We start from the raw sequence: 23,203 nt of genomic DNA, 5'->3' as shown, positions 1-23,203 counted from the left end.
TTCTCGCACGCCACTCCTTCGAGGGAGCGCGGGTGGTCAGAGTTGCGCCGGGGGCGCGCTTAGGGTGGCGTGATCTGGGGTTTCCGGCAGGAACGGGGCGCGTGGGTGAGGACCGAGCGGCGGCGGGAGGTGCTGGTCTGCGGGGGTGCGGCCGGGCTGGCGACGGGCGGGTTCGCGCTCGCCGCGGGGCTGCGCGGGCGGTGGCCGGCCGGGGCGGGCGCGGTCGCCGTGCCGTACCACGCGCACCTGTGGGACCTGCTGCACGGGCAGGCCGCCGGGGACCTGCTGTTCAACTGGAACAGCGGCTACGGCGTCCCGTTCCTGGCGGACTTCTTCGCCTACCTGATGAATCCGTTCTCCTGGCCGACCGCCCTGCTCCCCCGCGACCAGGGGCAGCTCGCCGTCTTCCTGGTCACCCTGGTCACCATCGGCCTCGGCACCGCCCTGATGGCCCACCTGCTCGGCCGGGTGCACCCCGGTCCCCGGTGGCTGCGGGTGCTCGCCGCCCTCGGCTACGGGCTCTGCGCCTGGGTGCTGGACGTGGGCGGGGCCGCGCCGATGTGGCTCTGGGGCCTGGTCTCGCTGCCGCTGCTCGGCCTGGTCGGGGACTGGTGCCTGCACGAGCGCCGCTGGGTGGCCGGTTCGCTGTGCGTCGCCCTGGTCTGGGCGGGCAGCCTCTACACCGCCGCGCTGGCCACCCTGATGGCCGGACTCCTGTTCGCCGTACGACTGTTCGCCACCCCGCGCGCCTTCCGCCACCGGGCCCGGGCGACCGGGCGGGCGATCACCCTGACCGTCACCGGGGTGCTGCTCGCCTCCCCGGTGCTGTTCGTCGCCGTCCGGGCCGCGCGCGGCGCCCAGCCGGAGTCGCCGGTGCAGCCGCTCGGCCCGTCCGGGCTCGGCGGGCACCTCGCCGGGCTGCTGCCCACCACGACGGGCGGGCGGCCGCTGCCGGACATCGCGATCGGCGTGCTCGGGCTGCTGCTGGTGTGCGGGCTGCCGTTCAACCGCCGGGTGCGGGTCCGCGAGCGGGCGGTCTGGTGCGCGGCGCTGGTGCTGATCGTGCTCGGCTTCGTCTGGACCCCGACCGTGCTGGTCTGGCACGGCCTGGCGATCCCGGCCGGCGGGCCGTACCGGGTCGCCTTCGTGCTCAGCGGGCTGCTGGTGCTGGCCGGCTGGGTGTCGCTCGCCCACCGGCCGGACCCGCTCACCCTGCTGGGCGGCGCCGCCCTGGTCGCGCTGCTCGTCGCGCTGGCGGCCGCCCGGCGGCCGGTGCACACCTCGACCTGGGTGCTGCTGGGCGTCGGCGGCGCCGTCGTGCTCGCCGCGCTGTGGGTGCTGGAGCACCGGCACACCGACCGCCGGGCGAACGCCCTGGCCACCTGGGTGCTCGGCGGCGCGGTGCTCGGCGGCGCCGTCTGGTCCGGGTACGCCTCGCTCGGCGCGGCCCCCGACGACTCGGTCCCCCCGGCCGCCGTCCGGGCCGGGCACGCGGCCGTCCGGGCGGGTGCCGACTGGCCGGACGGCCGCAGCGACCCCGGCCCGCACGCCTTCACCCCCAACGACCCGCTGCTGCTGAACGGCCAGGGCGGCGGCTACTTCAGCGGTTACCTGCCGACCGTCGTCGCCCAGTCGCTCCACGACCTCGGCGCGGGCTGGACCGCCGGCGGGCGGCAGACCCAGAGCGTCACCGACCCGGTCGGGCAGGCGCTGTTCGGGGTCCGCGCCCACCTGGACGACGGGCCCCCGCCGCACGGCTTCACCCCCGGGCGGGCGCCGGCCCCGCCGCTGGTCACCGTGCTGCCGCCCGGCGCCCACCCGGAGACCTCCTCGGTCTGGGCCCGCCAGGAGTCGCTGCTCGGCAGCCAGGTGTACGACGCCCCGCTGCCCGTCCCGGCCGGCGGTCCGGCGCCCACCCTGCACGGCACCAGCGGCTGGTCGGTGCCGGGCGGCGGGGACGGCACGGTGTTCACCGCCACCTGCACCCCGGGCTCGACCGCCTACTTCCACGGGGTCTGGTACGACGGCACGGTCAGCGGCCTGGGCACCAGCTACCGCAGCGAGGGCGAGCAGCCCACCACGGCGGTGGCCGTCCACCGGCTGGGGACCGTCCCGGCGGACGGGGTGGTCCGGGTGACCCTGCGGTCGGACGTGATCAGCCAGGTCCCGGCCCGCCCGATCGGCTGCCTGCGCGCCGACGCCCTGGCGGCCGCCGTCGCCCGCCTCACCGCCACCGGCGCCGGCCGGGTCGAGGCCGGCGGCCACACCGTCAGGGCCTTCCTCCCGCCGGGCTCCACCGGCACCGCGCTGCTGTCCGTCCCCGCCACCGAGGGCTGGACCTGCGCCGTCGACGGCGGCGCCCCCGCCGTGCCCACCCCGGTCCTGGGCATGATCGGCGTCCCGCTCGGCGGCGGCGCCTCCCGCGTCTCCTGCGCCTTCCGCCCGCCCGGTCTCACCGAGGGCCTCACCGTCACCTCCGGTACGGCCGCCGCCCTCGCCCTGGTCGCCGTCTTCAGCCGCCTCACCCGCCGCCCCACCCGCACCCCGCGCCGCCAACGCCGCGCCGCCGCCCGGGCGTAGGGCCGGACGGCGGCGGGGACGGTGGAAGGGGCGCTACGGCAGGGTGAGGACCTGGGCCCTCCGGTCCGCCGGGTTGAGGTGGTACAGCAGCAGGAGCCGGGAGGTGTCTCCCGGGGCGCGGTGCACGTCGAGGACGCTGCCGGGGCCGGCCGGGGTCACCATCGCGGTCGGGCCGGTCAGACCGGCCCGGACGGTGAGGGCCGGGTGCAGGACGTCCACCGGGACGGTGGGGCGGGTGCCGCGCAGGCCGATGGCGGAGTAGGCGCCGGCCGGGTCCGGCGTGCCGGGGGCGGCGGTACCGGCCCAGACGCCGTAGCGGACGGTGCTGTGGCCGGGCCCGACGCCGGGCAGGGCGCTCAGCCGGACCGGCAGGACCACGACGTCGCTGTCCAGCAACTCCGTGTCGGTGTCGCCCCAGTGGGCGTTGAGCGGCTGGACGTCGAGTTCGGCGCCGGTGCGGGCGTCGAGGGCGCGCGAGACCAGGACGTCGCTGCCGCGCACCCGGTCGGCCTTGAGGATCACGTCGGTGACGCCGTCCCCGTCGGTGTCCAGGGACACCCGCACGCCGTACAGCCCGACCGGCGTGGCCGCCGGGGCCCACGTCCGCGCGCCGACGTACAGCAGGTCGGAGTCGACTGCGGCGCCCGCGGCCCGCAGATCGGCGGCCCGGTCGCCGGGATGCTCGACGCAGAGGTCCTGCGGCGGGTCGTCCTGCTCCGTCGTGCCCTCGGGCCGGATGCCCGCGCCGGGGCCGACGGCCTTGCCGCTGCCGGGCGGGCAGTCGGGCCAGCGGGGGCCCTCACCGCCGAGGGCGAGGGCGCTGACCAGTCCGGGTGCCTCGCCGGGCGCGGCGCTGCCGCCGAGGGTGACGAGGGTGCCGTCCCGGGCGGTGCGGGCGAAGGCGGTGACGCCGAGGTCGCCGGTCGGGCGCGGGGCGGCGAACACCGGGACCCTCAGCTGCGGCAGGGCCCGGTCGTCGATCGGGCTGAACAGCACCCGTCCGGAGAGCTCACCGCGGTAGCTGCGCGCCCGGCCGCCCTGCAGGGTGTCGATGGTCGGGTCGGGCGTGCGCCCCAACTCCCCCGGTACGGACAGCGTCACCCGCACCCGGGCGGTGCCGCCGGCCGGCACGTCGACCCGGGCCGGTGCCACCTGGAAGGCGGCGCCCGGCAGTTGGGTGGCCGCCGCGTAGCCGGTGCGGTAACTGACCGGCGCGGAGGAGTGGTTGCGCAGCTCGATCTCGCGGTCGAGGGCCGTCGGCCCGCCGACCTCGACCGGCCCGTAGGAGACCCCGACGCTGCCCGCCCGGGCGCCCTCCCCCGCCGCGTAGGCGACCACCGGGGTGCGAACGGCCCGGTCGGCCTGCGCCCGTCCGGCACCGGTGCGCTCGGGTCCGTAGACCGGGCCGCCGTGGTCGTCACCGAGGTAGGTGTCCGTGCTGGTGTTCATCAGCGCGGCCTTGACCTCCTCGACCGGCCAGTCCGGGTGGGCGGCGCGGACCAGCGCGGCCAGCCCGGTGACGTGCGGGGCCGCCATCGAGGTGCCGTTCTCGCGCTGGCCGCCGCTGCCGCTGCCGACCAGGGCGGACCAGATGGTCTCCCCGGGGGCGGCGAGATCGGGCTTGACCACTCCGGGCAGGCCGATGCCCCGGGAGGTGAAGTCGGTGAGGGTGTCGGCCCGGGCCGGCTGGTTCCGTGCGACGGAACCGTGCAGCGGGTTGCCGGGCGCGGCGAGCCGGACCTGGGCACCGCCCTCGGCGGCGGCCTTCAGCAGCCGTTCGCCGTCCGCGCGGCCGAGCAGGACGGCGGGGATCCGGTCGTCGCCGGAGATCTCGGCGAGGTGGTCGGTGTCGGCGGCGTAGAGCGCGCCGATCGCCCCGGCGTCGGCGGCGTGGTCGGCGCGCGGGCCGGAGTTGCAGGCCCGGTCGGCGTCGCGGGTCGCCCAGGTGAGCACCGCGATCCTTCCCTTCAGCCGCTGCTTGTCGGCCTCGCTGAAGTCCGCGCAGCCGTCCGTCCGGTCGACGGGCGCGGCGAGTGCGCCGCTCACCTCGGTGGTGGTCCAGCCCCGGTAGCGCTCGCTCCAGTGGCCGGGCACGACCCCGGCCAGCGCGGCGGGGGCGAGCACGGTGATGCCGTCCACGTCGGCGTGCCCGTGCACGGAGGCGGCGACGGTGATCGCCCGGACGGCGGTGCCGGGGCTGCCGCCGACGCCGTACACGTCGCCCTCGTTGCCCGCGGCCGCGACCACCACGGTGCCCAGTTCGGCGAGCCGGTCGACGGCGACCGCGTCGGCGTCCTCCGGGCTGCCGAAGCGGCTGCCGAGGGACAGGTTGACCACGTCGAGCCGGTCACCGAGGTCGCCGTCGCCGTCGGGGTCGGCGGCCAGGTCGAGCGCCTGGGCGAGCCGGTCGGTGGAGCCGTCGCAGCCGAACACCCGGATCGCGTACAGCTGCGCGCCGGGGGCGGCGCCGGGGCCGATCCGGAACGAGGCCGGGTCGAGCCCGGGCCGGTAGGGGCCGGTGTACGGGTGGCCGTCGGCGGTGACGCCGTACCCGGCGGCCGTCCCGGCGACGTGGGTGCCGTGCCCGTTGCGCACGCAGTCGAGCGGGTTGTCGCTGGGGTGCGGGACGGGCTGGTGGTTCGGGGCGGTCGGGTCGGGGTTGTAGTCGTCGCCGACCAGGTCCTTGCCGCCGACCACCTTGGCGTTGGGGAACAGTGCGGCCGGCGCGGGCTTGCCGCGCTCGACCGAGCGGAAGGCCTCCTCGGTGCCGGGGCCGCCGAAGTCGGCGTGGGTGTAGTCGATGCCGCTGTCGATGATGCCGATCCGCATGCCCCGGCCGGTGTTTCCGGCCACCGCCGCGTCCCCGGTCCAGACCTGGGGGGCACCGGTCAGCGGGACGGAGTAGGCGTTGTCGCGCTGCTTGTTCACGATCGGGTGGACGGCCCGGACGCCGGGCAGCGCCCGCAGGGCGGGCAGCCGCTCGGCGGGGGCGTCGACCGCCAGTCCGGTGAGCAGGGCGTGGGTGCGGTAGAGCTCGCGGGCGGCGGGGGCCGACCGGTGGACGGCCCCGGCGAGCCGGTCCAGCGCGTCCGCGGCCCGGGCGCGCTGGGCGGCGCCGGCCTCGGCGGCGTCCCGGCGGACGGCCCCCGGCGAGCGCTGGGCCCGCCGGGCGCTGTCGGCGGCGCGCCGCCAGGCCGGGCCGGCCGCCTCGGTGGTGAGTTCGAGCAGGACGGAGGCCGTACGGCCCTGGCCGGGCGGTCCGACGCTGGACGGGCCGGCGCTGGACGGGCCGCCCGCGGCCGGGGTGGCGGCGAGCGCCGCGCCCCCGGCCAGCAGGGTCAGGGTGAGGCCGATCCGGACGAGCGGTCGGCGGACGGGTGGCAGGCGCACGAGGGACCCTCTCCCCCGGCAGGGGGGAATGATCCGCACACCGAGGAGGTCGCTGGCGCCCGCCCACACGGACGTCGATCACCCTTCCGGGGGCCCCAAATTAGGATGATCGCGCCACCCGGGGCGAGCAACTTCCCTCGGACGGACCTCGGTTGCACTCCACGGGGTGACACGGCGCCACCCCGATCGGCCCAGTAGCCCGATGAACGCCACCCGCGGCGCCGCGCGGCGGAGCGGTCCGCGTTCAGTGGTGACCGGTGGCCCCGCCGTTGTCCCGGCGGTCCAGCGAGCGCTGCAGCGCGGCGGCGGCGAAGGGGTTCCGCTCGGCGGCCCGGCGGCGGCGCGGGGCGCGGACGGGGGTGGCGGCGGGGGCGGAGGTGGCGTGGCGGTCGGCGGTGGTGGGCATACCGGGCTCCTTGGAAGCGGCGCGCGTCAAGCGCGGCATGAGAAATGGAAACCAGGGGTGTCGCGCGCAGCGCGCCCCGAGAAGGGTCGTGGCGGGCGACGGGAGGGAACGCGCGGAGCAGGGGTCGCCTGCCCGTGGGGGCGCACGCACACACGGGCCGCGCGCCCTGGCTACAGGGGCGGCACACCGTACGGCCCTTCCACGGTACGACCCCGCACCGGCCGTGTCTGCACGAATACTTGGATTTCCTAGTATCTGAGACGGCCGCCACCCGGGAGAACGCAGCAGGGCCCGGACCGCCGTCGAACGGCGGTCCGGGCCCTGCGCGAGGGCGGGTTTCTCAGCCCAGGTCGACCGAGCGCGCGAAGCGGGCGCCGATCTCGGCGGCGATCGCCGTCAGCACGTCCTGGGGGATCTCGCTGTCCACGGTGATGGAGGCGAGGGCGCTGCCGCCGTCCCGGGCGACCTGCATGCCCGCGATGTTGATGCCCGCGTCGCCGAGGTGGCGGCCGAGCACGCCGACCACGCCGGGGCGGTCCTCGTACTTGAAGAAGGCCATGTGGTCGGTGAGCGCCACGTCGACGTCGAAGGTGTCCACCCCGACGATCTTCTGGGTCTGCTTCGGGCCGGCCAGCGTGCCGGAGATGGCGATCTCCTCGCCGTTCGCCAGCGTGCCGCGCACGGTGATCACGTTGCGGTGCTCGGGGCTCTCGCTGGAGGTGGTCAGCCGGACCTCGACGCCGCGCTCCTGGGCGAACAGCGGGGCGTTGACGTAGGACACCGTCTCGGCCACGACGTCCTCGAACACGCCCTTCAGTGCGGACAGTTCGAGCACCTTCACATCGTGCTGGGTGATCTCGCCGCGGACCTCGACGTCCAGGCGGACGGCCACCTCACCGGCCAGCGCGGTGAAGATCCGGCCGAGCTTCTCGGCCAGCGGCAGGCCCGGGCGCACGTCCTCGGCGATCACGCCGCCCTGGACGTTGACGGCGTCCGGCACCAGCTCGCCGGCCAGCGCCAGGCGCACCGACCTGGCGACCGCGATGCCGGCCTTCTCCTGCGCCTCGTCGGTGGAGGCGCCCAGGTGCGGGGTGGCGACCACGTTGTCGAAGGCGAACAGCGGGGAGTCGGTGCAGGGCTCCTTGGCGTACACGTCCAGGCCCGCGCCGGCCACCCGGCCCTCGCGCAGGGCGCTGGCGAGCGCCTCCTCGTCCACGATGCCACCGCGTGCGGCGTTGACGATGCGCACGCTCGGCTTGACCTTGTGCAGCGCCTCGTCGCCGATCAGGCCGATCGTCTCGGGGGTCTTGGGGAGGTGGACGGTGATGAAGTCCGAGACCTCCAGCAGCTCCTCCAGCGAGACCAGTTTGACGCCCATCTGTGCGGCGCGGGCGGCCTGGATGTAGGGGTCGTACGCGACGATCTTCATCCCGAACGCGGACATCCGCTGGGCGACCAGGACGCCGATCCGGCCGAGGCCGACCACGCCGAGGGTCTTCTCGCTCAGCTCGACGCCGGTGTACTTGTTGCGCTTCCACTCGCCCTGCTTGAGCGCCGCGTTGGCCGGGGCGATGTTGCGGGCGACGGAGATCAGCAGACCGCAGGCCAGCTCGGCGGCGGTCACGATGTTGGAGGTCGGCGCGTTGACGACCATCACACCGGCCTTGGTGGCGGCGGCGACGTCCACGTTGTCCAGGCCGACGCCGGCCCGGGCGACCACCTTGAGCCTGCGGGCGGCGGCCAGCGCCTCCGCGTCGACCTTGGTGGCGGAGCGGATCAGGATCGCGTCCACGTCGGCGATCGCGGTGAGCAGCTCGGTGCGGTCGGCGCCGTTGCAGTGGCGGATCTCGAAGTCGGGGCCGAGGGCGTCGACGGTGGCGGGCGACAGCTCTTCGGCGATCAGTACTACGCCAGTTTTCACAGTTGTGGCAGCGCTCACGACAGTGGGTCCTTAACTGTCCGGTTCCCCCGGGCACGTAGGTGGCGTGGCGGCGGGGGAAGGTGGCATGGCCGCGTAGGTAGACGCACGACGCTGTGGGCCTGACGCGCACTCGGGAGTGTATCGGCGGGCAGGGTACGGGGCTGCTCCCGTCCGGCGAAATCACCCGGACGGGAGCAGCCTACTTGTACAAGGGAGTTGCGGAATTCCGGAGCGGGAAGGCTCAGGCCTTCTCGTTGACCCAGCTCATCAGCGAGCGCAGCTTCTTGCCGGTGGTCTCCAGCAGGTGGTCCTCGTCGGCCTTCTTGTACTCGTTGTACTTGGGCAGGCCCGCCTTGTACTCGGCGATCCAGGTCTTGGCGAAGGTGCCGTCCTGGATCTCGGCGAGGACCTTCTTCATCTCGGCCTTGGTGTCGGCGGTGATGATGCGCGGACCGGTGACGTAGTCGCCCCACTCGGCGGTCTCGGAGACCGACCAGCGCATCTTCTCCAGGCCGCCCTCGTACATCAGGTCGACGATCAGCTTCAGCTCGTGCAGGCACTCGAAGTAGGCGATCTCCGGCTGGTAGCCGGCCTCGACCAGGGTCTCGAAACCGGCCTTCACCAGGGCGGCGGTGCCACCGCAGAGGACGGCCTGCTCACCGAACAGGTCGGTCTCGGTCTCCTCGGTGAAGGTGGTCTTGATGACGCCGGCCTTGGTGGCGCCCAGGCCCTTGGCGTACGACAGGGCCAGGTCGAAGGCCTTGCCGGAGGCGTTCTGCTCGACCGCGACGATCGCGGGGACGCCGCGGCCCTCCTCGTACTGGCGGCGGACCAGGTGGCCCGGGCCCTTCGGGGCGACCATGCAGACGTCGACGTCCGCCGGGGGCTTGATGAAGCCGTAGCGGATGTTCAGGCCGTGGCCGAAGAACAGGGCGTCGCCGGCCTTCAGGTGCGGGGCGATGTCGGCCTCGTAGACGTCGGCCTGGATCGGGTCCGGGACCAGGATCATGATGACGTCGGCCTCGGCCGCGGCCTCGGCCGGGGTGACCACGCGCAGGCCGGCCTCCTCGGCCTTGGCGCGGGACTTGGACTCGGGCTTCAGGCCGACCCGGACGTCGGCGCCGGAGTCGCGCAGGGACAGCGCGTGGGCGTGGCCCTGGCTGCCGTAGCCGATGACCGCGACCTTGCGGCCCTGGATGATGGACAGGTCGGCGTCGTCTTCGTAGAACAGCTCGGCCACGGGGGCACATCTCCTTGCGTGTTGGTGCCGGGTGCGCGGTTCCTACCGTATGTGCACCCGGCGTGGGTGCGGGTCTTTGCTACTGACGAACTGAGAAGCGCGGGTCAGGCGCTGCGGTCGAGGGCGCGCAGCGAGCGGTCCGTGATGGAACGCGCGCCGCGGCCGATGGCGACCAGGCCGGACTGGACCAACTCCTTGATGCCGTAAGGCTCCAGCATCCGGAGCATGGCCTCCAGCTTGTCCGAACTGCCGGTGGCCTCGATGGTCACCGCTTCGGGCGACACGTCGACGGTCTTGGCACGGAACAGCTGGACGATCTCGACGATCTGCGACCGGGTCTCGTTGTCGGCGCGGACCTTCACCAGGACCAGTTCCCGCTGGATCGCAGCGGACTGGTCGAGTTCGACGATCTTTATCACGTTCACGAGCTTGTTGAGCTGCTTGGTGACCTGTTCCAGCGGGAGGTCCTCGACGTTGACCACGATCGTCATCCGGGACACGTCCGGGTGCTCGGTCGGGCCGACGGCGAGGGAGTCGATGTTGAAGCCCCGACGGGAGAACAGCGCGGCGATGCGGGCGAGCACGCCGGGCTTGTTCTCGACCAGGACGGAGAGGGTGTGCTTGGACATGTGGTTCCTCAGTCGTTCTGGATTGGGGCGGTCAGTCGAGGTCGTCGCCGAAGTCGGGGCGGACGCCCTTGGCGAACTGGATCTCGTCGTTGCTGGTGCCGGCCGCGACCATCGGCCACACCATCGCGTCCTGGTGGACGATGAAGTCGATGACCACCGGGCGGTCGTCGATCGCCATCGCCTGCTGGATGACCGCGTCCAGGTCCTCGGGGCGCTCGCAGCGCAGGCCGACGCAGCCCATCGCCTCGGACAGCTTGACGAAGTCGGGGATCCGGGTGCCCTGGGCCGGCGGCGCGATGCCGTCGTGGTCGGGGCCGGAGTGCAGCACGGTGTTGGAGTAGCGCTGGTTGTAGAACAGCGTCTGCCACTGCCGGACCATACCCAGCGAGCCGTTGTTGATGACCGCGACCTTGATCGGGATGCCGTTCAGGGCGCAGGTGACCAGCTCCTGGTTGGTCATCTGGAAGCAGCCGTCGCCGTCGATGGCCCAGACCGCCGCCTCCGGGCGGCCCGCCTTGGCGCCCATCGCCGCCGGGACGGCGTAGCCCATGGTCCCGGCGCCGCCGGAGTTGAGCCAGGTGCCGGGCTTCTCGAAGCGGATGTACTGCGAGCTCCACATCTGGTGCTGGCCGACGCCCGCGGCGTAGATCGCGTCCGGTCCGACCAGCTGGCCGATCCGCTCGATGACCTGCTGCGGGGAGAGCTGGCCGTTCGGGGCCGGCTCGAAGCCCAGCGGGTAGGTCTTCTTCCACTCGTCGAGCTTCTCCCACCACTCGGCGTAGTCGCCCTTGTGGCCGGCGTCGAACTCGGCCTGGACGGCGACGATCAGGTCGGCGAGCACCTCGCGCGCGTCGCCGACGATCGGGACGTCCGCCGGGCGGTTCTTGCCGATCTCGGCCGGGTCGATGTCCGCGTGCACGATCTTGGCGTACGGGGCGAAGCTGTCCAGCTTGCCGGTGACCCGGTCGTCGAAGCGGGCGCCGAGGGTGAACAGCAGGTCCGACTTCTGCAGCGCGGTGACGGCCGGGACGGAGCCGTGCATCCCGGGCATGCCGAGGTGCTGCGGGTGGCTGTCCGGGAAGGCGCCGAGCGCCATCAGGGTGGTGACGACCGGGGCGCCGGTCAGCTCGGCCAGGATCCGCAGCTCGGCGGTGGCCTGGGCCTTGATCACGCCGCCGCCGACGTAGAGCACCGGCCGCTTGCTGCTGACCAGCATCTTCGCGGCCTCGCGGATCTGCTTGGCGTGCGGCTTGGTGACCGGCCGGTAGCCGGGCAGCGCGGTCTCGACCGGCCAGCGGAAGGTGGTGGTGGCCTGCAGGGCGTCCTTGGCGATGTCGACCAGGACCGGGCCGGGACGGCCGGTGGCGGCGATGTGGAAGGCCTCGGCGATCACCCGGGGGATCTCGGCCGGGTCGGTGACCAGGTAGTTGTGCTTGGTGATCGGCATGGTGATGCCGCAGATGTCCGCCTCCTGGAAGGCGTCGGTGCCGATCGCCTTGGAGGCGACCTGGCCGGTGATCGCGACCATCGGCACGGAGTCCATGTAGGCGTCGGCGATCGGGGTGACCAGGTTGGTCGCGCCGGGGCCGGAGGTGGCCATGCAGACCCCGACCCTGCCGGTGGCCTGGGCGTAGCCGGTGGCGGCGTGGCCGGCGCCCTGCTCGTGGCGGACCAGGATGTGGCGCACCTTGACCGAGTCCATCAGCGGGTCGTACGCGGGAAGGATGGCCCCGCCCGGGATGCCGAAGACGGTGTCCGCGCCCACGGCTTCGAGCGAGCGGATGAGCGACTGGGCTCCGGTCATGGTCTCGGCGACGTGCTGGGGAGCGTGGGCGGCCGGGTTGTCCCCGCGGCGGGGGGATGCGGCGTGCTCGGTCATCTGCCTGTCTCTTCTCGGGTTTTGCCGGTCCGGTACTGCGGGCCCCGGTGGTGCGAGGGTGGGGTCCCGGTCCGGGCCGATCGCCGGCTCTGCCTCAATCGTCCCGCTCGATCCGACGAGTCGGACCCTCCGGGGGCGGTCGGGGCCAGGGGTCTTGCGGTGGGAACAGCGTCAGTGCAACAAAAAACCCCTCGTGCCCAAGGGCATGCGAGGGGTGGCGCGTCGGTCTGTCACGAGCGGGGCGTGCGAGCCCACTCAGCCGACGCGCCCGCCAAGTACGAGAATTCGGGTGCGCATGGCAACGACCTTCCTCCCGTCCGGGGTGGCGTGTCAAGCAGGTGGGATGACCGTCTCGCCATGCGGACCGGCTGCCGGACCGGCGGCGGCCGGGTGTTCGGGCAGGTCGGAGGCCCCGTGGTGATGTGGGACACGCCCTCCCCCGGCGTCCGGTCGGCCACTCGTACGGGTGTCCGCGGCGAGGTGGGCGCGACGGGCGGACAGCGTGCCGAGCGGCTTGGGCAGCGGGTAGCCGCGGCGGGCCAGCGCCCGGCGCAGCCGGGTCTCGTCCAGCGGCGGGGCGAAGGCCGAGCCCTGGGCCAGCCGGCAGCCCAGCTCCTGGAGCGCGGCGATCTGCCGGGGCAGGTCCACCCCGTCGGCGGCGGTGGCCATCCCGAGGTCCCGGCCGAGCCGCAGGGCGTGTCCGGCCAGGGTGCGGCTGAGCGCGGAGTCGCCGAGGCCCTGGACCAGCGTGCGGTCCAGCTTGAGCCCGTCGAGCGGCAGCCGGGCGAGCGCGCCCAGCGAGCCGCCGCCGGCGCCGTAGCCGGCCAGCCAGGTGGAGACGCCGAGTCCGCGCAGGGCGGTCAGCCGGCGGCCGAGTTCGTCGGCGAGCCGGTCCGGACCCATCCGGGCCACCTCGATCACCAGCTCGCCGGCCGGCAGCCCGGTGTCGCGCAGCGCCGCGGCCACCGTCTCGTACAGGCCGGGTGAGCAGAGCCGCTCGGCGGAGAGCCGGACGGCCACCGGGACGGGCAGCGGCACACCGCCGCGGCCCCGGCCGGACACCGCGCGCCGGTCGGCGGCGGCCGTGACCGCCTCCTGCACCAGCCAGCGGGAGAACCGGGTGGCCGCGTCGCCGTGTTCGGTCGAGCGGAGGAACTCGGCCGGGGTGAGCAGCAGGCCGCCCGCCGAGCGCCAGCGGGCCTGGGCCTCGACGGCGGTCACCGCACCGCTCACGAGGTCCACGACCGGCTGGTGGAGCAGGGTGAAGCCGCCCTCCCGGACGGCCACCCGCAGCCGCTCCTCCAACTCGGTGCGGCGCTCCAGGTCGGCGCGCATCGCGGGGGCGTAGAGCACCACCCGGCCCTTGCCCTCGGACTTGGCCCGGTACATCGCGAGGTCGGCGTTGCGCATCAGCTCGTCGGCGGCGGCTCTCGGGTCGGCGGCCGGGCCGCGTTCGGGGGTCCCGAAGGCGATGCCGATGCTGGCGGCGACGCCGAGTTCGACGCCGCCGATCCAGTACGGCTCGGAGAGCGCGATCCGCAGCCGCTCGGCCAGCTCCTGGACCTGCAGCCGGCCGAGCGGACCGCAGACCAGCGCGGCGAACTCGTCGCCGCCGAACCGGGCGACGGTGTCCCCGCAGCGGACGGCGCCCTGCAGCCGGCGGGCGGCCTGCACCAGCAGTTCGTCGCCGACCTGGTGGCCGGCGGTGTCGTTGACCGCCTTGAAGCCGTCCAGGTCGAGGAAGAGCACGGCGATGCCGGCGCCCGTCCCGCCCTGCTGGCCGCGGCTGCCGAGGGCGGCGCGCAGCCGCTGGGCGAACAGCGCGCGGTTGGGCAGGTCGGTGAGCGGGTCGTGGAAGGCGTTGTGCTGCAGCTGGGCCTGGAGCATGACGCGTTCGGTGACGTCCCGGCTGTTGAGCAGCAGGCCGTCGCGGTGCCGGCTGACCGTCGACTCGACGTGCAGCCACTCGCCCACGCCGGAGCTGATCCGGCACTCCACCCGGGCCGAGGCCTCGACGGTGCCCGGGGTGCGGTGGGCGGCCAGCCGGACCCGCGCGAGGTAGCGGCGGACCTCGGAGAGCACCCGGCCGACGTCCTCGGGATGGACCAGGTCCAGCAGGTTGCCGCCGACCAGTTCCTCCGGGTCCCGCCCGTAGACGCCGAGCGCCGCCGGGGAGACGTACGAGAGCACGCCGTTGGCCCCGGCGATCATGATGACGTCGCTGGACCCCTGCACCAGGGAGCGGAAGTGCGCCTCCTTGTGGGCGAGTTCCTGGGCCAGCGACAGGTTGTCGAGCAGCATCACGCCTTGCCTGAGGATCAGTGCCAGCCCGACGGTGCAGGCGGCCGCGGCCACCACGCGGTCCAACTGCCGCCCGCCGAGGGCGTTGTAGAGGATTCCGGCGGTGCACACCGCGGCGGCCGCGTACGGGGTCAGCGCGCTGAAGGTGGTGGCCACCCGGCGGCGCGGCAGCCCGCCGGCCGAGGGGTGCTCGCGCAGCGGGCGGCGCCGGCGCGGGGACCACGGCGCCCAGGCGAGCAGCAGGCTGCCGGAGAACCAGCCCGCGTCCAGCAGTTCGCCGGAGTGGTAGGTGCTGTGCAGTTCCGGGGAGGTGAACAGGGCGTCGCAGGTCACGGTCACGGCGAGCGCGAGCATCGCGGTGTGCACGGCGGCCCGGTTGCCGTCCCGGCCGCTGAAGCGCAGCCCCACCACCAGGCTGACCAGCAGGATGTCCAGCACCGGATAGGCCAGGTTGAGGGCCAGCCGCAGCGGGGAGCCGCTCTCGCCGGCCGCGATCCGGCCGAGCGCCAGGCTCCAGCTGAGGGTGAACAGCGAGCCGGCGATCAGCCAGCCGTCGAGCAGCAGGCACAGCCAGCCGGCCGCCGAGCGGGGGTGCTGGGCGAGCACCAGCACGCCGGTGATGGCGAGCGGGGCGAACAGCAGGAAGGCGTAGTCGGCGAGCGAGTCCCGCGGCGGCTGGGTCCGCACGACCAGTTCGTACCAGCCCCAGGCGCCGTTGCCGAGGGAGACCATGGACGAGGAGAGGCCGAACAGCAGCCAGGCCGGGCGGGCGTGGCCGCCGACCGTGCAGCCGTACACCAGACAGGACAGGGCGGCCGCGAGGGCGGCCGCGGCCAGACCGAAGTCGCCCATGAAGATGGAGAGTTGGGGCGATCCCCAGCCGGCGGCGGCGCCCAGCGCATAGGCCAGGCAGAGCCCGCCGAGGGCGAGCCCGGGCAGCGTGCGGCTCTCCCGGAGCCGGCGCAGCGGGCCGCGGCCGGCGGGCGCCGGCGGCTCGGCGGCGGACGTGTCGGCAGGCGGCGCGCCCGGTCGTCCGGATCCGGGCAGCACCGTATCGGTGGAGCTCACTCGGCCTCTCCCCCTCCGGCCCGGGGCCTGGCGCCCCGGCCACGGACCACCGGCCGCGCACCTCTCGGCCGTACGCGGTGGCCTGGCGCCCCGTCAGGACGGCGGCCCAGGGGGTGGACGGCCTTCCGACCGCCGCACCGCACCGATGCTCCCGTTCGGGACCCTACACCAAATCCGTCACTCAATGACACGCACACTCAACTTAGAGTAATGGCGACAGAGCGGGGAAATGCACCCGATTCCGACCGAGGGGCCCGGTTGGCGGCGGCGCGCGGGCAGGGGCTCACGCGGCGCGCACGGGAGCACGCGACGGCGCCCGCCCCCGCGGCCGCCCTGGTCGCCGACCGTACGGGTACGGTCGGCGACCTGCGGGTTCACCGTCCCGAGGGGACCAGGTCGTCGGGGAACAGCCGCAACCGGTGGGCCAGCGCGGCCGCCTCGCCCCGGCCGCCGACGTCGAGCTTGCCGAGGATGTTGGACACGTGCACGCTTGCGGTCTTCGGAGAGATGTACAGCTCCTCGGCGATCTGCCGGTTGGTCCACCCCCGCGCGAGCAACCGGAGCACGTCCCGCTCACGGGGGGTGAGCCCGAAGGACTCCCCGACGGCCGGCACCGGGGCGGCCCCGGCGGCCGGGCGCGCGGCCGGGGTCAGGGTGAGCCCGGCCCGCTCCGCCAGGGCGGCGATCTGCGCCCCGAGCGGCCGGTCGCCCCGGGCGTCCGCCAGTTCGGCCGCCTCGCGCAGCAGTTCGGTCGCGGTGTCCCGTCGGCCGGCCCGCACCTGCGCCTCGGCGCCGCGCAGCAGCGCGAGGGCCAGCGGGTACGGCAGGCCGGTCGGCCGCAGCTCGGTGACCGCCCGCGCCCACTGCTCCGGCGTGTCCGCCGCCGCGGCGCGGGCCAGTTCGGCCTCCAGCAGCCTGCACCAGCCGTGGTGCAGCGGCGACTGGGGCCGCAGATCGGCGGCCGCGGCGGCGATCGCGGCCAGCACCTCGGCCCGCCCCGCCTCGGCCTCCGGCAGCCCCAGGCTGTCCGCCTCCACCCCGGCGGCCTCCACCAGCAGCGGGTAGACGTCGGAGTCGTAGCCGAGCCGCCCCTCCTCGGCGAGCGCGGCGAGGAATTCGGCCCGGGCGTCCAACGGCCGCCCGCCGTACGCGGCGAGCCGCACGGCCAGCAGGCTGATCGGCACGCTGTGCTGTGCCTGGCCGACCCGGTTCGCCGCCCGGGCCTGGGCCAGCAGCGTCGCCGCGGCGGCGAAGTCCCCCCGCAGCAGGGCGAGGTCACCGCGCATCCGGTCCAGGAACTCGGCGTGGGAGCCGGGCAGGCCGATCAGCTCGCTGGCGGCGAGCAGCTCCTCGGCCTCCCGGACCCGCCCGAGGTCGGCCAGCGCCTCCACCAGGTTGCCGGTCAGGATGTTGCCGATGTTGCGCTGCAGCCCGTTGCCGTCCGCGTACTCCAGGCCCTCCCGGGCCAGCCGGACGGCCTCCTCGGCCCGGCCCAGTCCGCGCTGCATGCTGGCCAGGTTGTTGATGCCGCGCAGCAGGAGGTCCGGCACGCCCAGCTGCCGGGCGCGCTCGACCGCCGCGGTCAGCTCGGCCAGCCCGCCCTCGGCGTCGCCCAGGAGGTCGTAGCGCAGGCTGCCGAGGGTCATCCGGGCGTGCACCTCGACCGAGTGCGCGCCGACCTGTTCGGCGATCCGGATCGCCCGCTCGGCCAGTTCCAGGTGTTCGAGGCGGGGCGACCTGACCACCGCGACCCCGGCGGCCAGGGCGAACACCTCGGCCTGCACGGCGGACGGCGGCAGGCCGTCCACCAGCCGGTGGGCGCGGGCGATCTCCTCGTCGTCGCCGGAGCGGCGCAGGTTGCCCAGCATCCGGGCCCGGTTGATCCGGAACCAGGCCGAGCGCACCGGGTGCTCCGCCTCGTCGACCAGCCGCAGACCGCGCTTGGCCAGGCTCAGGCCGCGCTCCCGGTCGCCGCAGCGCCGGGCCGCGACCACCGCCTCGGCCAGCACGTCGACCAGCTGGATCCGGTCGCACTCGGCGCCGGCCGGGCTGTGGTCGCAGGAGCCGGGCGGGTAGGTCTCGGCCCAGTCGTACGGGCGCAGGGTGTGCGCCAGGACGTCCTCGGAGACCTGGTCCCACAGCTCCAGGGCACGCTCCAGCATGCCGAGTTGCTCGGCGAAGGCGTTGCGGCGCCGGGCCGCTCGGGCGGCGTCCAGGGCCGTCGGCAGGGCACGCGCCGGGTCGTGCGCGTGGTACCAGTAGTTGGCCAGCCGGGCGGGCAGCGCATCGGCGGGGACGAGCTGCGGCCGGGCCTCCACGGCGAGCGCGAACTTGCGGTTGATCCGGTGCCGCTCGCCGGGCAGCAGGTCGTCCGAGACCGCCTCGCGGACCAGCGCGTGCCGGAAGCGGTAGCCCTCGCCCTCGCTGTCCGGGCGCAGGATGTTGGCGCCGACGGCCGCCCGCAGCGCCTCGATCAGCGCCTCCTCGTCATCCTCCAGGACGGCGGCCAGCAGGGCGTGTTCGACGTGCGAGCCGCCCTCGGCGGCGATCCGCACCACCCGCTGGGCCTCCTCGTCCAGCCCCTCGACCCGGACCAGCAGGATGTCCCGCAGCGAGTCGGTCAGCCCGGCACCGCAGCCGTCCTCGAAGGCGGTGGCCAGCTCCTCGACGAAGAACGGGTTGCCCTCCGAGCGGCGCAGGATGCGGTCCACCAGCTGGCGGTCGGGGGCCGCGGTGCCGAGGATGCCGGCCAGCTGGGCCGCGACCTCGCGGCGGCCGAAACGTTCCAGCTCCAGCCGCTGGACGGTGCGCAGCCGTTCGAGTTCGGCCAGGAAGGGGCGCAGCGGGTGGCGGCGGTGCAGGTCGTCGGTGCGGTAGGTGGCGACCAGCAGCACCCGGGAGCGGTGCAGGGTGCGCACCAGGAAGGCGAGCAGTTCCCGGGTGGAGCGGTCGGACCAGTGCAGGTCCTCGACGGCGAGGACGAGGGTACGGTCCGCGCCGAACCGTTCGAACAGTCTCGCGGTGTGCTCGAACAGTCGGGCCCGGCCGTACTCGTCGTTGGGTTCGCCGTCCGCCTCGCCGAACTCGGAGAGCAGCCGGGCGAGGTGGCCCTCGCTGCCGGCCGCCGCGGCCTCGAACTCGGCGCCCAGCGAGCGGTGCAGCCGGCGCAGCGCGGCGGCCAGCGGAGCGTACGGCAGCCCCTCGGCGCCGACCTCCAGACAGCTGCCGAGCGTGGTGACCGCTCCGCCGTCGCAGGCCCGTTGGAGGAACTCCTCCAGCAGCCGGGTCTTGCCGATGCCGGCCTCGCCGCCGATCAGCACGGCCTGCGGGCTGCCGGTGCCCGCACGGCGCAGCGCGTCGGTCAGTTCGGTGATCTCGCTGCCGCGGCCGACGAAGACGGGACTGACCGATATCTGCTGCATGGAGGCGAGCATGCCATAGCCGGAGCCGCCGGTGAGAGGGGTTATCTCCCCCGGCGAACGCCCGGAGGGGGAGGCGCTCTCCCGCGGCGCCTCCCCCTCCGGAACTCCTTCGGCACCGTCGAGGTGCCGCACCGTCAGCATTCCGGCTGACGCACGGGGCGCCGCTGGAAGCGGGCGGCCACCGGGCGGCGGCGGAGGCGACGGGCCTCCTTGGCCTCGCGGACCAGGCGCTCGTGCTCGGCGCGCAGTTCGAGCTCGTGGGCCTGCTGCTGGATGAGCTGGTACTCGATCACTTCGGGTTCCCCTTCGGGTTTCGCCTTCGTTTCCCTGACGAGTAAGAGCTTCCTCCCCCAGAGGGGGGTGCCACATCGGGAGCGTGCCCCATCTTCCGAAGGCCCGATGCCTTAGATGGGGGCCCAAAAAAGGTTTAAGGCCCTGCCTCACCTAGATACATAGGTGAGACAGGGCCTTAGGCCTTACTTAGGGGGCCTTAGACGCCTTAGATGCCTTAGGAAGGCGGGCTTGACCGCCCAGGACCCCGACAGCTCTCGTCCGCTCAGGCGGAGACGCCCAGCTTCTCAAGGATCAGATCCTTGACCCGGGCGGCGTCCGCCTGGCCACGGGTGGCCTTCATGACCGCGCCGACCAGCGCGCCCACGGCCGCGACCTTGCCGTCGCGGATCTTGGCGGCGACGGCCTCGTTCTCGGCGATCGCCTGGTCGACGGCCGCGCCCAGGGCGGAGTCGTCCGAGACCACGGCCAGGCCGCGCTTCTCGACGACCTCGTCCGGCTCGCCCTCGCCGGCCAGCACGGCCTCGATGACCTGACGGGCCAGCTTGTCGTTCAGCTTGCCCTCGGCGACCAGCGCGGTGACCCGGGCGACCTGCACCGGGGTGATCGGCTGCTCGGTCAGCTCGGTGCCGGTCTCGTTGGCGCGGCGGGCCAGCTCGCCCATCCACCACTTGCGGGCCTGGTCGGCCGGGGCACCGGCCGCGATGGTCTCCTGGATCGGCTCGACCGCACCGGCGTTGAGCACGGACTGCATGTCCTTGTCGGACAGGCCCCACTCGGCCTGCAGCCGGGCGCGACGCACCCGCGGCAGCTCCGGCAGCGCGGCGCGCAGCTCCTCGACCCACTCGCGGGAGGGGGCCACCGGCACCAGGTCCGGCTCCGGGAAGTAGCGGTAGTCCTCGGCGTTGTCCTTGATCCGGCCCGAGGTGGTGGTGCCGTCGTCCTCGTGGAAGTGGCGGGTCTCCTGGACGATGGTGCCGCCGTCGGTCAGCACGGTGGCGTGGCGCTGGATCTCGAACCGGGCGGCCCGCTCCACGCTGCGCAGCGAGTTGACGTTCTTGGTCTCGGAACGGGTGCCGAAGGTCTCGGTGCCGTGCGGGCGCAGCGACAGGTTGACGTCGCAGCGCATCTGGCCCTTGTCCATCCGGGCCTCGGAGACGCCCAGGGACTTGATCAGCTCGCGCAGCTCGGCGACGTACGCCTTGGCGACCTCGGGGGCGCGCTCGCCGGCGCCGACGATCGGCTTGGTGACGATCTCGATCAGCGGGATGCCGGCCCGGTTGTAGTCGAGCAGCGAGTGGGTGGCCCCGTGGATGCGGCCGGTGGCGCCGCCGACGTGGCTGGACTTGCCGGTGTCCTCCTCCATGTGGGCGCGCTCGATCTCCACGCGGAAGGTCGAGCCGTCCTCCAGCTGCACGTCGAGGTAGCCGTTGAAGGCGATCGGCTCGTCGTACTGCGAGGTCTGGAAGTTCTTGGGCATGTCCGGGTAGAAGTAGTTCTTCCGCGCGAACCGGCACCACTCGGCGATCTCGCAGTTCAGCGCCAGGCCGATCTTGACCGCGGACTCCACGCCCACCGCGTTGACCACCGGCAGCGAGCCGGGCAGGCCCAGGCAGGTCGGGCAGGTCTGGCTGTTCGGCTCGGCGCCCAGCTCGGTCGAGCAACCGCAGAACATCTTGGTCTTGGTACCGAGCTCGACGTGGACCTCAAGGCCCATCACCGGGTCGTACGACGCGAGAGCGTCCTCGTAGGAGACCAGGTTCATGACGCTCACAGCGTCCCTTCTCAATTCTGAAGACTCGGGAGGTACGGGCCCGGCCGCCGCGTGGCGCGGGGCCGGGCCGGGGCACTCGGCTCGGCTCAGCCCAGCAGCACGTCGTCGGAGCCCAGCTGACGGAGCTCCCGCACCAGCAGGGCGGTGCCGGTGATCAGCGCGGCGGCGCCGACCAGGGCGTTGACCAGCTTGAGGGTGTCGTTCTCCTCGCGGGCCTTGCGGACGTCCTTGACGACGGAGATCGCGCCGAAGGCGCTGGTGCCGATGGACAGCCAGAGGCCGGGCTTGCTGTGCTTGAAGCCCTTGAGCGAAGCGGACTGGGCCTTGGCCTTTTCGATCTTGCTCACAGTGCCGGTACCTCCTCCAGCAGGGTGTGCCCCCACTTGTCGTTGAGTGCGGCCTCGACGGCGCCGCCCACTCGGTACAGGCGGTCGTCCGCCATCGCGGGAGCGATGATCTGCAGGCCGACCGGGAGATTGTCCTCCGGGGCCAGGCCGACCGGCAGCGACATGGCCGCGTTGCCCGCCAGGTTCGACGGAATCGTGCACAGGTCGGCCAGGTACATCGCCATCGGGTCGTCGGCGCGCTCACCGATCGGGAAGGCGGTGGTCGGCGTGGTCGGCGAGACCAGGACGTCCACACCGGCGAAGGCGGCGTCGAAGTCGCGCGAGATCAGCGTGCGCACCTTCTGGGCCGAGCCGTAGTAGGCGTCGTAGTAGCCCGAGGAGAGGGCGTAGGTGCCCAGGATGATGCGGCGCTTGACCTCGTCGCCGAAGCCGGCCTCGCGGGTCAGCGCGGTGACCTCCTCGGCCGAGCGCGAGCCGTCGTCGCCGACCCGCAGGCCGTAGCGCATGGCGTCGAAGCGGGCCAGGTTGGAGGAGCACTCCGACGGGGCGATCAGGTAGTACGCCGGCAGCGCCAGGGTGAAGGACGGGCAGGACACCTCGACGACCTCGGCGCCCAGCTCGCGCAGCACCTCCACCGACTCGTTGAAGCGCTGCATCACGCCGGCCTGGTAGCCCTCGCCGGCGAACTCCTTGACGACGCCGATCCGCATGCCGCGGATGTCGCGCATCTTCGCGGCCTCGACCACGGCCGGGACGGGCGCGTCGATCGAGGTGGAGTCCAGCGGGTCGTGCCCGGCGATGGCCTCGTGCAGCAGCGCCGCGTCGAGCACCGTCCGGGCGCACGGGCCGCCCTGGTCCAGGCTGCTGGAGAAGGCGACCAGGCCGTAGCGCGACACCGAGCCGTAGGTCGGCTTGACGCCGACGGTGCCGGTGACGGCGCCGGGCTGGCGGATCGAGCCGCCGGTGTCGGTGCCGATCGCCAGGGGGGCCTCGAAGGCGGCCAGCGCGGCGGCCGAACCGCCGCCGGAGCCGCCGGGGATGCGGGTGAGGTCCCACGGGTTGCCGGTCGGGCCGTAGGCGGAGTTCTCGGTGGAGGAGCCCATCGCGAACTCGTCCATGTTGGTCTTGCCGAGGATGACGACGCCGGCGTCCTTGAGACGGCTGGTCAGAGTGGCGTCGTAGGGCGGGATCCAGCCCTCCAGCATCTTCGACCCACAGGTGGTCGGGATGCCCTTGGTGGTGAAGACGTCCTTGAGCGCGAGCGGGACGCCGGCCAGCGGGCCCAGCTCCTCGCCCTTGGCGCGCTTCTCGTCGACGGCCCGGGCGGCGGCCAGCGCGCCCTCCGTGTCGACGTGCAGGAAGGCGTTGACCTTCTTGTCGACGGCCTCGATGCGGTCCAGGTGCGCCTGGGCGACCTCGACGGCGGACACCTCGCCCTTGGCGATGGCGCCGGCGGTGTCGGCGGCCGTCCACTTAATGATCGACGTGGGGATCATCTCGGTCATCTCGGTCAGTCCTCCCCGAGGATCTGCGGCACACGGAAACGCTGCTCCTCGGCGGCGGGGGCGCCGGACAGCGCCTGCTCCGGGGTGAGCGACGGCCGCACCTCGTCCGCGCGCATGACGTTGGTCAGCGGCAGCGGGTGGGAGGTCGGCGGGACGTCCTGTCCGGCGACCTCGGAAACGCGGGCGACCGCGCCGATGATCACGTCGAGCTGCTCGGCGAAGTGGTCCAGCTCTTCGGGCTTCAGCTCAAGACGCGACAGCCGGGCGAGGTGGGCGACCTCCTCGCGCGTGATGCCAGGCATGCAGCGATCCTCAGGGTGAGTTCTGGTGAGACCCGGCGACGCCTGCGGCGGTGCCGGGCCCGGGCAGGAGCAGCCGGGTTCGGCGCTCCGTCCTCGTGGTCTTTGGACCCCATCCTATGGGGCCCGACCCGGCCACCGGCCAACGAGT

General features: G+C 73.9%; 14 protein-coding genes. 1 reads left to right on the top strand and 13 read right to left on the bottom strand.

Going from position 1 to position 23,203, the window contains the following annotated elements; genetic code table 11:
• Positions 1–105 precede the first annotated feature (105 nt).
• On the top strand, positions 106–2,580 hold the full coding sequence (locus ACIRVF_RS19965; RefSeq protein WP_402819116.1) for a YfhO family protein: 2,475 nt from the start codon (positions 106–108) through the stop codon (positions 2,578–2,580).
• 33 nt (positions 2,581–2,613) lie between these two features.
• Here the strand turns inward: ACIRVF_RS19965 and ACIRVF_RS19960 are convergent, their stop codons facing one another.
• The 13 genes from ACIRVF_RS19960 to gatC form a co-directional block, all read right to left on the bottom strand.
• Complete coding sequence (locus tag ACIRVF_RS19960) at positions 2,614–5,970, bottom strand: S8 family serine peptidase (RefSeq protein ID WP_402819113.1); 3,357 nt, start codon at positions 5,968–5,970, stop codon at positions 2,614–2,616.
• Between the two features lie 244 nt (positions 5,971–6,214).
• Positions 6,215–6,376 (bottom strand): hypothetical protein, encoded by a 162-nt coding sequence (locus ACIRVF_RS19955; protein ID WP_402819110.1) that lies wholly within the window; start codon positions 6,374–6,376, stop codon positions 6,215–6,217.
• Positions 6,377–6,716: 340 nt separating this feature from the next.
• Positions 6,717–8,297, bottom strand: a complete 1,581-nt coding sequence (serA, locus tag ACIRVF_RS19950) for a phosphoglycerate dehydrogenase (RefSeq protein WP_402819173.1) — start codon at positions 8,295–8,297, stop codon at positions 6,717–6,719.
• Between the two features lie 241 nt (positions 8,298–8,538).
• Positions 8,539–9,537: a ketol-acid reductoisomerase gene (gene ilvC / locus ACIRVF_RS19945; protein WP_402819107.1), complete on the bottom strand. Its 999-nt coding sequence runs from the start codon at positions 9,535–9,537 to the stop codon at positions 8,539–8,541.
• Positions 9,538–9,641: 104 nt separating this feature from the next.
• Positions 9,642–10,166, bottom strand: a complete 525-nt coding sequence (ilvN, locus tag ACIRVF_RS19940; RefSeq protein ID WP_030286969.1) for an acetolactate synthase small subunit — start codon at positions 10,164–10,166, stop codon at positions 9,642–9,644.
• A 31-nt stretch (positions 10,167–10,197) separates the two neighbouring features.
• On the bottom strand, positions 10,198–12,045 hold the full coding sequence (locus ACIRVF_RS19935) for an acetolactate synthase large subunit (RefSeq protein ID WP_402819104.1): 1,848 nt from the start codon (positions 12,043–12,045) through the stop codon (positions 10,198–10,200).
• A 330-nt stretch (positions 12,046–12,375) separates the two neighbouring features.
• The gene (locus ACIRVF_RS19930) at positions 12,376–15,414 is read right to left on the bottom strand and encodes a putative bifunctional diguanylate cyclase/phosphodiesterase (RefSeq protein ID WP_402819101.1); all 3,039 of its coding nucleotides are present in this window, start codon (positions 15,412–15,414) and stop codon (positions 12,376–12,378) included.
• Positions 15,415–15,788: 374 nt separating this feature from the next.
• The gene (locus ACIRVF_RS19925; RefSeq protein WP_402819099.1) at positions 15,789–18,836 is read right to left on the bottom strand and encodes a helix-turn-helix transcriptional regulator; all 3,048 of its coding nucleotides are present in this window, start codon (positions 18,834–18,836) and stop codon (positions 15,789–15,791) included.
• Between the two features lie 134 nt (positions 18,837–18,970).
• Positions 18,971–19,129: a hypothetical protein gene (locus ACIRVF_RS19920; protein ID WP_396244693.1), complete on the bottom strand. Its 159-nt coding sequence runs from the start codon at positions 19,127–19,129 to the stop codon at positions 18,971–18,973.
• 263 nt (positions 19,130–19,392) lie between these two features.
• Positions 19,393–20,892 carry an Asp-tRNA(Asn)/Glu-tRNA(Gln) amidotransferase subunit GatB gene (gene gatB, locus ACIRVF_RS19915; protein ID WP_402819170.1) on the bottom strand — a complete coding sequence of 500 codons (1,500 nt, stop codon included), beginning with the start codon at positions 20,890–20,892 and terminating at the stop codon, positions 19,393–19,395.
• 95 nt (positions 20,893–20,987) lie between these two features.
• Entirely contained in the window at positions 20,988–21,248 is a 261-nt protein-coding gene (locus tag ACIRVF_RS19910) for a hypothetical protein (RefSeq protein WP_402819097.1), read from the bottom strand.
• Positions 21,245–22,744: an Asp-tRNA(Asn)/Glu-tRNA(Gln) amidotransferase subunit GatA gene (gene gatA / locus ACIRVF_RS19905; RefSeq protein ID WP_402819167.1), complete on the bottom strand. Its 1,500-nt coding sequence runs from the start codon at positions 22,742–22,744 to the stop codon at positions 21,245–21,247. The genes ACIRVF_RS19910 and gatA overlap by 4 nt, the downstream gene beginning before the upstream one ends.
• Before the next feature lie 14 nt (positions 22,745–22,758).
• Positions 22,759–23,055 carry an Asp-tRNA(Asn)/Glu-tRNA(Gln) amidotransferase subunit GatC gene (gatC, locus tag ACIRVF_RS19900; RefSeq protein ID WP_030057414.1) on the bottom strand — a complete coding sequence of 99 codons (297 nt, stop codon included), beginning with the start codon at positions 23,053–23,055 and terminating at the stop codon, positions 22,759–22,761.
• Positions 23,056–23,203: the final 148 nt, after the last annotated feature.

The organism is Kitasatospora sp. NPDC101157 (assembly GCF_044768255.1).
GTDB lineage: Bacteria > Actinomycetota > Actinomycetes > Streptomycetales > Streptomycetaceae > Kitasatospora.
The sequence above is the reverse complement of the archived record's forward strand: the minus strand, read 5'-3'. Positions and strand labels throughout refer to the sequence as shown.